We start from the raw sequence: 10,888 nt of genomic DNA on the forward strand, positions 1-10,888 counted from the left end.
CTGTTTCCATATAGAAACCGTGTTTCCAAATGGATAGCGCAGTGAAAAAAATTTTAATATTATCAGCTAATCCAAAGGACACAAGCCCCTTGCGATTGGGGGAAGAGGCGCGGGAAATTGAGTCGGCGTTGCAACGAGCCAAAAACCGAGATAAGTTTGAAATCGTTAGCAAGTGGGCTGTACGAGTTGAAGACTTACGCCGTGCGTTATTGGATCGCAAGCCAAATATCGTTCACTTTTGCGGACATGGTGCGGGTACTGAGGGTTTGGCTTTAGAGGATAATTCTGGGGTGACACAACTGGTGAGTAGTGAATCCATTGCAAACCTATTTGAGTTATTTTGCACAACAGTAGAGTGTGTCTTGCTTAACGCTTGCTATAGCGAAGCGCAAGCTCAAGCAATTCATCGACATATTAATTATGTTATTGGCATGAATCAGCCAATTGGGGATATGGCGGCAATTGAGTTTGCTACTGGATTTTATGACGCATTGGGGGCTGGGGAAAGTTATGAATATGCTTTTAAAATGGGTTGTACTTCTATTCACTTAAAAGGTAGTCCTGAGTATTTGACTCCAGTTCTTAAATCTAGACCTTCTAGCGTAGCACCTGCTGATGCTTCTACTCATAAATCAGTGGATTTTGACAATGATATCTACATCAGCTACGCTAATATCGATAATCAGCCTCTCTCTGAAAGTCAGTCAGGATGGATTTCTGATTTCCATCGCGTATTGGAAATTCGTTTAGCACAGTTGCGTGGCGAAAAAGCTAGAATTTGCCGTTCTCTCAAGTTGCAAGAGAATGATTACTTTGACGATAAGATTGTTGTGCAATTCCCCAAAGTGGCGCTGCTAGTCTCTGTACTCTCCCCTCGTTATCTGAAATCACAATGGTGTATAAAGGAATTGCAGGAATTTTGTAAATCGGCTGAGGAAACAGGCGGTATTCGAGTGGCGGGTAATAAATCGCGCATTTTTAAAGTTATCAAAACCCCAGTACCTCTCGAGCAACAACCTCAAGAACTAAGATCTCTCCTTAGTTATGAATTTTATGAGATGGGTCAGACAGGTAGACCCCAAGAATTTAACAGAATATTTGGTTTTGAGTCGGAAAAAAAATACTGGGCGAAACTAGAAGACCTTGCCTATGATATTTATCAGCTTCTCGAAACTTTCCAGCCGATGAAGGTAGAGGAAGCCAGCCCTATAGTAAATTCTGTCAAATCAACAGGCACAACAATTTACCTAGCAGAAACTACCTTTGATTTGAATGAAGCGCGTGATAAAATTAGACGTGAATTCCAACAGAGGGGTTACGTAATTGTTCCCGGTCAATCGCTACCATTAAATCCTGACTTCCCAGGAGTGGTTCGCGAGAATTTAGAAAACTGTAAGCTCTCGATTCATTTGATGGGTCAACGTTATGGTATAATCCCGGAAGGATTAGAGCAGTCAGTGGTTGAGTTACAGTATTCTCTCGCTAAGGCACATAAGCAGCAGAATTCGGAATTCTCCTACTTGGTTTGGGTACCGAGTGAACTCAATGTTCTTGAACCTCGACAGTCAGAATTTATTGAGCTTTTGCAGGATGATGCCGAGTTGTTGCAAACTTCTTTGGAAGATTTTAAAACTATCATCCAAGATAAACTCAACCCTCGCCAAGCGTCTTCTGAACCAAGGCGAAGATTTGAGGGACCAACTCAGGTTTACTTGATTTGCGATCGCCGCGATCTCGATACCATTGAACCTTTAGAGGAATATCTTTGGTCTCAAAATTTGGAAGTACTTCCATCAATGTTTGAAGGAGATGAGGCGGAAGTACGCCAGTATCATCAGGAAAGTCTACGCGATTGCGATGCTGTCCTTATATACTATGGACAGGGAAATGAGCTATGGCTGAGGACAAAGCTACGGGAGTTACAAAAAGCTGCTGGATATGGCAGAACGAAACCCATGTTAGCGATCGCCGTGTACGTGGCTGGACCTGAAACAAACCAAAAACAGCGATTCCGCACTCACCAAGCGATGGTCATCAAAAACTTTGAAGAATTTTCTCCTCATGCATTAGAACCATTTCGAGTTCAATTGACTCAACGTCAAGGAGGGCTGCAGTGATGGTAACTACCCAAGTTCGCTTCAATCCTTTCCCCGGTCTGCGCCCTTTTGAAGTCGATGAGGCTCACTTATTTTTTGGACGAGAAGGTCAAGCCGATGAGTTACTGCGGCGTCTGGGGCGCAATCGTTTACTAGCTGTGGTAGGAACGTCTGGAAGTGGAAAGTCCTCACTAGTACGGGCAGGGTTGTTGCCCTCTCTGTACAATGGGTTTATGGTTCAAGCTGGCTCAAGCTGGCGAGTGGCGGTGTTCCGTCCGGGAGATGACCCGATTGGTAACCTCGCCCGTGCATTGAATCACCCTAAGGTTTTTGGCACAGACTCAGAGGATGCCGTGTCTGCAATCATTACGGAAACGACTTTGCGTCGCGGGGCGTTAGGACTCATTGAGGTTGTGCAGCAGGCTAGAATGCCGAGTGATGATAATTTACTGGTGGTAGTCGATCAGTTTGAGGAACTGTTTCGCTTTAAACAAAATGCTTTGAGCAAAGATTCTAAAGATGAAGCAGCAGCTTTTGTAAAATTGTTGCTAGAAGCTACCGGACAGAAAGTCGTTCCTATTTACGTTGTCATAACTATGCGTTCTGACTTTCTGGGGGATTGTGCCCAATTTCGGGATTTACCTGAAGCCCTCAATGACAGTCAGTATTTAGTCCCACGCATGACCCGCGACCAACGTCACATAGCTATTGAGGGACCGTGTGCAGTGGGTGGTGCTAAGATGACTAAGCGCTTGGTGAATCGGCTACTAAATGACATGGGTGACAATCCCGACCAGCTACCCATTTTGCAACACGCTTTGATGCGTACCTGGGACTACTGGGCAAACAATCATCAGGATGGAGAAGCGCTCGATTTGTACCATTATGAAGCGATCGGGAGCATGGCAAAAGCATTGTCGCAACATGGAGATGAAATTTATAAAGGTTTACCCGACGTTCGTTGTCAGAAAATTGCCGAAAAGTTATTTAAATGCCTAACAGAGAAAGCCTTTGATGGTCGCGGCATTCGCCGTCCTACTAAGCTACAAGAAATCTGCGATGTTGCTGAGGCAGAGTCAGCAGAAGTTATTAACATTGTAGAGCAATTTCGTGCTCCTGGTTGCTCGTTTTTAATGCCACCTGTAGGGACAAGACTGAATGGGAATTCCGTATTAGATATCTCCCATGAAAGTTTAATGAGGGGATGGCAACAACTTGAGGATTGGGTAGAGTCAGAGAGCCAAGGATCTCAAATTTATCGGCGTTTGGCAGAAACTGCAATACTTTATCGGGAAGGAAGAGCAGGACTTTGGCGCGATCCCGAACTCACCATCGCCATGAAATGGCTGGAGAAAAACCGCCCCAATGCAGCTTGGGCAAAGCGTTACAACCCGGAATTTGAGCAGGCGATGAATTTTTTGAAGGAAAGCACTGTAGCCCGCGATCGCGAAATAGCAGAAAAGGAAAAAGTTCGACATCAAGCAGAAGCTATTAAGCGACAAAGACTAATCATAGTTAGCGTGGGGGCTGGGTTTCTCATTGCAACTGTATTGAGCATATTCGCTTTTAATCAGCATCGGCAGTCTGAAAAAAGTGAGATAGAAGCTCGAACTGCCTCTTCAGAAGCATTTTTGGTTTTAAATCGGGAATTCGATGCTTCGATAGAATCTCTAAAAGCGGGAGCAAAATTAAGGCGAAGGTTAGGGGCAGAAACCGAGACTACCCGAGAAGTTGTGACTGCGCTACAACAAGCAATCTTTAAGGTTAATGAGTTCAATCGTTTAGAGTCACATAGCAATGGGATTCTGAAAGTAAGTTTTAGTCCTGATGGTAAAACACTTGCCACAGCCAGTCGGGATAAAACTGTAAAGCTTTGGAACTTGGATGGTAAACTACTGACAACTATAAAAGGGCATAATGATGCAGTAACTCATGTAAGTTTCAGCCGTAATGGTAAGGTAGTTGCCACTGCCAGTCGAGATAAAACTGTAAAGCTTTGGAACTTGGATGGCAAAGAACTGAGTACTTTAAGAGGGTATAGCGATGCAGTAAATTTTGTGAGTTTCAGCCCTAATGGTCAGGTACTTGCCGCAGCTAGTTATGATAACACTATAAAGCTCTGGAAGCGAGATGGCACCCTACTGAAGACTTTAAAAGGGCATAGTAATGCAGTGAATAGTGTAAATTTCAGTCCTGATGGCAACATAATTGCCGCAGCTAGTTCTGATAGAACCGTTCAACTTTGGAGCTTGGATGGCAAAGAACTGAGTACTTTAAGAGGGCATAGCGATGCAGTAAATGGTGTGAATTTCAGCCCTAATGGTCAGGTACTTGCCACCGCTAGTTATGATAACACTATAAAGCTTTGGAAGCGAGATGGCACCTTAGAGAAAACTTTAAAAGGGCACAATGATGCAGTGGCTGATGTGAGTTTCAGCCCTGATGGTCAGTTTCTTGCCACAGCTAGTTCTGACAAAACTGTTAAACTTTGGAGAGTAGATGGCACACTACTGAAAACTTTTGAAGGACATAGCGATGCAGTGACTGATGTGAGTTTCAGTCCTGATGGTAAAACGCTTGCTTCAGCCAGTCTCGATAAAACCGTGAAGCTTTGGAGACTAAATAATGAATTCTTTGTTTCTCTCTTAGGTCACACAGCTTCAGTCACTGGTGTGAGTTTCAGCCCTGATGGTAAAACGTTTGCTTCAACTAGTTCGGACAAAAGCGTTAAACTTTGGAATGTAGCGACTGGCAGACTAATACAAACTTTAGCAGGGCATACTGATGCAGTAACTGATGTGATTTTCAGTCCTGATGGCAACATAATTGCCACAACTAGTCGGGATAAAACTGTAAAGCTTTGGAATGTAGCGACTGGCAAAGAAATAAAGACTTTAAAAGGTCATACTGCTGGAATTAATAGGGTAGCTTTCAGCCCTGATGGCAAAACAATTGCCACAGTTAGTTCTGACGGAACTGTTAAACTTTGGGATCTGATAAGTGCCAGAGAAATAAAGACTTTAAAAGGTCATACCGATGCAGTGACTAGTGTGAGTTTCAGCCCTGATGGCAAGACACTTGCCACAACTAGTCGGGATAAAACTGTAAAGCTTTGGGATGTAGCGATTGGCAGAGAAATAAAGACTTTAAAAGGTCATACCGATGCAGTGAATAGTGTGAGTTTCAGCCCTGATGGCAAGACACTTGCTACAACTAGTCGGGATAAAACTGTAAAGCTTTGGGGTGTAGCGATTGGCAGAGAAATAAAGACTTTAGTAGGGCAAAGCGATGCAGTCAATGGTGTAAGTTTTAGCCCTGATGGTCAGGTGCTTGCCACCGCTAGTTCTGACAAAACTGTTAAACTTTGGAAGCTAGATGGCACACTAGTAACAACTTTAACAGGGCACAACGATGCAGTGAATGGTGTGAGTTTCAGTCCTGATGGTAAACTACTTGCTTCAGCTAGCGCTGATAGATCTATAATTCTGCGTGACTTAGAGAATCCTAATAATAAACTACTGATCAATCCATCATTAGAAGGGTTACTCAAGCGTAGCTGTGATTGGCTACATGATTATCTAAAAAATAACCCTAGTGTTAGTGAGAGCGACAGAGCTTTATGTAATTAAAATGTTACGGTTGTTATGGCATTCCAATAGAAAACGGACAAAGTTGAAGAAACCTGCTTGGTTAATTTTGTAGCTTACAGACACATCGCTTGATGCTGGCTCAAAATCTCAAAAATTTTATCTGCGGGAGCTAGCCCTAGTTCCTTTGGCTCCAGCTTGTGCAATCCACCGCCATACACTCGACCCTCACCCATCAGCACTTCACTCTTAATTTCATTGAGCGCTAGCCATACCTTCTTAAACAGTTCTGGCTTCTTTGACAATGCGTCAGCTAAAGCAGGTTTGGGATACAACATTAAGTAGACGTTGGTTGCTGTCGCCATTGAATGATTCAAGATAAATCGAAAAGGTTTTGCCCGATGGGTATCAACACGCCCCATGTAGGTACAAAGAAATGGTGAGGGGGGTCGGTTTTCCTGCACGTACCAAGGAGAGCGATGTTTGCATAGATAGCGATCGCTAATTCCATTCTTGACTCCCAGTTGAAGATATTTCCAAAGCGCGGGATACTTCGCTTCCACCTCAAAATTAGGTAAATCGCACCTGAGCAGAAATAGCTGGCGATCTAAAACTGGATTTCCAACGCGATCAGCTTCAATCTCATCAACTGATAAACAACGCGGACTGGGTAGAATTGGTTTTAAAAACTCAGTCGGGAGTCGGTGAAGCGAAACTTGCTCTGGTGTCAGCACAAAAAAATTGTTAGCGCCCGTTGCCAAACCGCGTTTTATGGTAAATAAATCCTGAAGCAACACGGGCTTGAACTTGGAAGTGGGGCTACCAGACGCCCCTCCAAACCGAGTCCACTTAGCTGTTGAGCTTAAAACATCCACCAAAACCTGCTCTCGAACGAGTGGGGAAGCCAAACTCCCGCCGTAGGTAAACTCAACAGTATGATGGGTTGGTGGCAAAACTTTCTTGAACCAAACTACTGCTGATGACACCAGTGCATCTTCAAACTGCACATCTTTTGGATAAAAGCGATGAATACGCAGCAAAGTGACACGATTGAGCAGGTACTCTTTAATTTGCTGTCCATAATTCACATCCATAAATCCACTGGGTATTAGCCATCCCGCTAGAGCATTTTCAGCCATCCACGCATCTGAAATACACAAGAAATGACAGTAAAGCCCAGCTAACCCACTTAGCTTTATACCAGTTGTTTGCGAAGTTTTATTGTGCAACCGCAGCTTCTCAACTTTGCTTAAGTGATGATGTCGGACATAGGGTGGATTGCAAATGAGCAAATTAGCCAGAGCTTCATTGCTGTTAGAAGGTGTAGCCTGGGTAAAGTCAGCGATTTTTAACTTCAGTGGTGTGTTACCCCAAAGTTTAATGGCTTCATCCCCGTAGTAGGGATCGATCTCGTATCCAACTGCTGAAACAATTTGTGATGCTGGAAATACCCGTAACAAAGCAGAGTAGAAGGAGCCAGTACCAAAAGCTGGGTCAAGAAAACGGATTTTGAGGTCAGAAGGTAAAAGTGACTTGGCATATTCTAAAATATCTGTTGCTAAATCAGTTGGTGTGGCAAACTGACCCAGCTTGTTCCGCTCAATTTGGGTTTTGGCTTCATCGAGTTGTTTTTGTAATAACGCCCGTCTTTGTTCAATTGCTGTAGTTGCAGTCATATTCCAAATAATGCCAAGTCATCAATACGATGTTCCCACACCCAATCAATTCCCTCTGCAGCTTCATAACCCAAGTAGCCACTGTCAAAATAACCGCAAAGGAATAGAATAAAACGGACATTGTTGCCGTAATTAAGCCACAATTGAGCAATTTTAATGGCTTCCTCTTTGCGTCTTTTATTAGGATTAGTATAATCGCCAGCAGATTTTGCTTCAATCAGTAACGGTAAATCACCGGGGTTAGATTGAAGCGGCATAATGACAACATCAATCGGGATATTAACCTGTTTGCTGCCAGATTGTAAACTTACAGGAACATTGAGGCGAAACGAGAAATTACCGGGTTGTATCGTCTCAAAACTTAAAGAGGCTCCTCCTCTAACATATGAGTAGCCGCGCTGCTCCAACCACTGCCGAATCAATGCCAACTGTCTTCGCTCTTGAGCATTGCGAACAATTGGGTCAGTCAACGCACCACAAAGACGGTCTGCAACAATTGTCGCTGCTCGATGGACTTGTGTTTCAGTCGGTTCTAACTCATTCTCCAACCAAGGAAAAATGTCTTTATCGGCCAACCGTGTAATAATTTGACCAATTTTCATCAATTCAGCATCGACTAATCCACTGTCCATCCGTGGAGGAATCCTGCTTTTCTCTTCCATGTTTTTGACGAGATTGGGTAGCACTCCAGCTAAACCTATAAGGCGATCGCGAGCCAAAGGTGGTGCTGTTGCCATGCGTAGTATGGGCAGAATAGATGGATGTTGACGCAGTACAGTGGGCGTGATGTTGGTTAGGTTAGCAGTCGTTGCTAAAGCTGATTCGACTTGTTGAGTTGTGGTAATACGAGTGTCGCGGTAGGCACTTGGGGCGAACTCCATGAACCAACTATTATAAAGGTCTACAGACTGGGCAATATCTTGCTTCCACAAGTGTGGTTTATCAGCATTGACTGGCACTGGTTTCCTCTTTTTTTACAATAACATGGCAAGGTGCATCTAATGGTTGGGGGAGTACAACTTTACCTTTCGGTGTCTGAAAAAGATGTAATCCATTATCACTTTCACCATGTCCAGTAAACCGTAAATGAGATGTACCTGTCGGATTTGCGGCTAAAATAAGAATTGTCCTAACTAGGGTATCATCAAAACCTGTTGTGGGTTGAGACATTTATCTTTCTAAGGGCTAAGAACAGTTTTTCTTGCTCATAAGGAAACACATGAAGAAAAAGAATCTGCCTGCTAATAGCCCCTGCGAGGTGCTGCAAACCATTCTTGCCCCTTATGCAGCTATGAAGCATCTGGATTGTCAGGATCTAGCCAGAGTAATTATTACAGTATTAGCAGAAATAGATATTCCTTATGAGGTTTTTGTCGGAAGGGTATCTTATCAAAAATGGCAATCACCAAAACATATCTGGATTGATATTCATGGTGAGATGCGGATTGATTTCCGACTCAAGCACTGTACACGTCTTCAGGCTGATATGATTTCTTCTAAAACCATGCCTTACGGCGTTTTTAATCCTTATGATTTTCCAGAATATGTGTATCGAGGTGATGCAATATACATGACGGTTCCGCCTAAACCTATTCTTGAAGAAATACTTGACCCTATGAGGAGAGAACCTGTTGATTGCAGTTTTTATTAGTGAGAATTTCATGCTTATCGATTCCAAACAATTTGCATCTTTATGCTAATCAAGAGGATAAACATAAAACCTAAATGCTTTTCTATCTGTCCTTTTTCATCACCAAGAAATCATCAGCTAGTCTGGTTGGCATTGAGCCGAGATCCTTGTCAAATCATGCAAGATGGTCTGAAGAATACTGCTATGTCTACCTTTTAGCTATTCTTGAAAAATTTGTGTTACACCATAAAGCATGAACATAAGGTTGACAGGGGAGGGAACTAATTAAGACAGTTTAGAACTTAAATACCAACAATTGACCTTAAATTGGGAAAACACCCAAGATTGGTGATAGCGCTCACAACCACAATAAATTGATACTTTGAGCCATCAGGTGGTCAACGAAATGGCTCTTTTGTAGAATGCGTGTGTATACGTAGTAAAAAATTATATACAAGAAGAATTGCTCCGCATTGGCTCTAATGACGATATTCTGTCATTTTTTCGGCAGGTTCAAACTTTCGATGTTGTTGAGTGTGGTAGCTTCCCCACCCCTATCCTTGATTTCACGGTATAAGGATAAAGCCAAGTTGTAGTAATCAAGTGCCTTCTGTTTTTCTCCCAAAGTGGAGTAGACAGTACCGATGTTGTTGAGGGTTCTCGCTTCGCTAGCGCGATCGCCGACGGCGCGAGAAAGGGGCAGAGATTGGTTGTAGTATTTCAGCGCTTCCTGCTTTTGTCCTAAATCGTCGTAGACAGTACCCATGTTGTTGAGGGTTCTCGCTTCGCCTGAGCGATCGCCAACAGCGCGAGAAAGGGGCAAAGCCTGGTTGAAGTACTTAAGTGCTTCCTGCTTTTGTCCTGAAGCTGAGTAGACAGTACCGATGTTGTTGAGGGTTCTCGCTTCGCCTGAGCGATCGCCAACGGCGCGAGAAAGGGGCAAAGATTGGTTGAAGTAGTTGAGTGCTTCCTGCTTCTCCCCTAAATCTAAGTAGACAGCACCAATGCTCCAGAGTGTAGCGGCTTCCCCTGCTTTATCACCGATTTTTCTACTGAAGGCTAAAGCTTGCTGATGGGATGCTAAAGCTTGTTGGTATTGTCTTAAAGTACTGTAAATTGAGCCAATATTATTGAGCGTGGCAGCTTCCCCCATTGTGTTTCCAATTTCTCTACGAATGGCTAAAGCTTGCTGATGGGATGCTAAAGCTTGTTGGTATTGTCCTAAGGTACTGTAAATTGAACCAATATTGTTGAGCGTGGCAGCTACCCCACTCTTGTCACTAATTGTTTTGAAAATTGCTAAAGCTTGCTGAAGGTAATCGAAAGCTTTTTGGTATTCTTTTAAATTATAGGAAATTGACGCAATGGCCGTAAGTGCTTTACCTTCACCAAGTTTATCTCCTGCTGCCCGAAAAAGATTTAAGGCTTGGGTAAAATACTCTAGTGAGCGTTGAGATTCACCAGCTTCCCAAGAGGATCTTCCCATATTCATCAGGCTTTGTCCGTTTTTTAGACTGTCTATAACTTCACTCGGCAGCAATCTTAAAAAACGTTCATAAGAATTATTTAGTTCATTATATTTTTTCTTAAAATTAGGAGGTATTTCTGAGTCTTCTAAGTTTAGAAGATTTGTAAAAAATTTTTGAGCTTCTGCAACGGCTTTTAATGTTTGTTCTAATTGTTTATTAGCTTCCTGCATTTTAACTTCAGCATTTTTTGCTCTTCCAGCCATTTCTTGATAATTTAGCTTTAATTTTGTCAGTTCTATAGTTATTTTGTTAAAATCCTGATTTACTTTGTGAAGGTTTGCCTTCTCTTCCTCCAAAGCTTTTTTAACCTGCAGAACATTCAGCTCTGCTGTCTCACGTGCTGCTTGTGCTTGCTGTAGTTCTATGTTTT

7 protein-coding genes are annotated in these 10,888 nt (G+C 43.0%); 3 read left to right on the plus strand and 4 right to left on the minus strand.

Annotation, left to right across the window (positions count from 1 at the left end; all coding sequences use genetic code 11):
• Positions 1–41: 41 nt before the first annotated feature.
• Both WA1_RS54415 and WA1_RS51405 read left to right on the plus strand, forming a co-directional pair.
• Positions 42–2,117, plus strand: coding sequence for a CHAT domain-containing protein (locus WA1_RS54415; RefSeq protein WP_081403201.1), 2,076 nt, complete (start codon positions 42–44; stop codon positions 2,115–2,117).
• Entirely contained in the window at positions 2,117–5,725 is a 3,609-nt protein-coding gene (locus WA1_RS51405) for a WD40 repeat domain-containing protein (protein ID WP_017740886.1), read from the plus strand. The genes WA1_RS54415 and WA1_RS51405 overlap by 1 nt, the downstream gene beginning before the upstream one ends.
• 74 nt (positions 5,726–5,799) lie before the next feature.
• Here WA1_RS51405 and WA1_RS51410 read toward each other — a convergent pair whose 3' ends face one another.
• The 3 genes from WA1_RS51410 to WA1_RS51420 are packed head-to-tail and all read right to left on the minus strand — an operon-like array spanning position 5,800 to position 8,529.
• Positions 5,800–7,359 carry an Eco57I restriction-modification methylase domain-containing protein gene (locus WA1_RS51410; RefSeq protein ID WP_017740887.1) on the minus strand — a complete coding sequence of 520 codons (1,560 nt, stop codon included), beginning with the start codon at positions 7,357–7,359 and terminating at the stop codon, positions 5,800–5,802.
• Entirely contained in the window at positions 7,356–8,318 is a 963-nt protein-coding gene (locus WA1_RS51415) for a XamI family restriction endonuclease (RefSeq protein WP_017740888.1), read from the minus strand. Before WA1_RS51415 ends, WA1_RS51410 begins: the two co-directional genes overlap by 4 nt.
• Positions 8,302–8,529, minus strand: a complete 228-nt coding sequence (locus WA1_RS51420; protein ID WP_017740889.1) for a hypothetical protein — start codon at positions 8,527–8,529, stop codon at positions 8,302–8,304. Before WA1_RS51420 ends, WA1_RS51415 begins: the two co-directional genes overlap by 17 nt.
• 49 nt (positions 8,530–8,578) lie before the next feature.
• Between WA1_RS51420 and WA1_RS51425 the strand changes: the two genes are divergently transcribed.
• Positions 8,579–9,010, plus strand: a complete 432-nt coding sequence (locus tag WA1_RS51425; RefSeq protein WP_017740890.1) for a hypothetical protein — start codon at positions 8,579–8,581, stop codon at positions 9,008–9,010.
• Positions 9,011–9,485: 475 nt separating this feature from the next.
• Here the strand turns inward: WA1_RS51425 and WA1_RS51430 are convergent.
• Positions 9,486–10,888: tetratricopeptide repeat protein (locus tag WA1_RS51430; RefSeq protein ID WP_148663101.1), on the minus strand; the 1,403-nt coding region annotated here is incomplete at its 5' end.

This window comes from Scytonema hofmannii PCC 7110, from assembly GCF_000346485.2.
Lineage (GTDB): Bacteria > Cyanobacteriota > Cyanobacteriia > Cyanobacteriales > Nostocaceae > Scytonema > Scytonema hofmannii.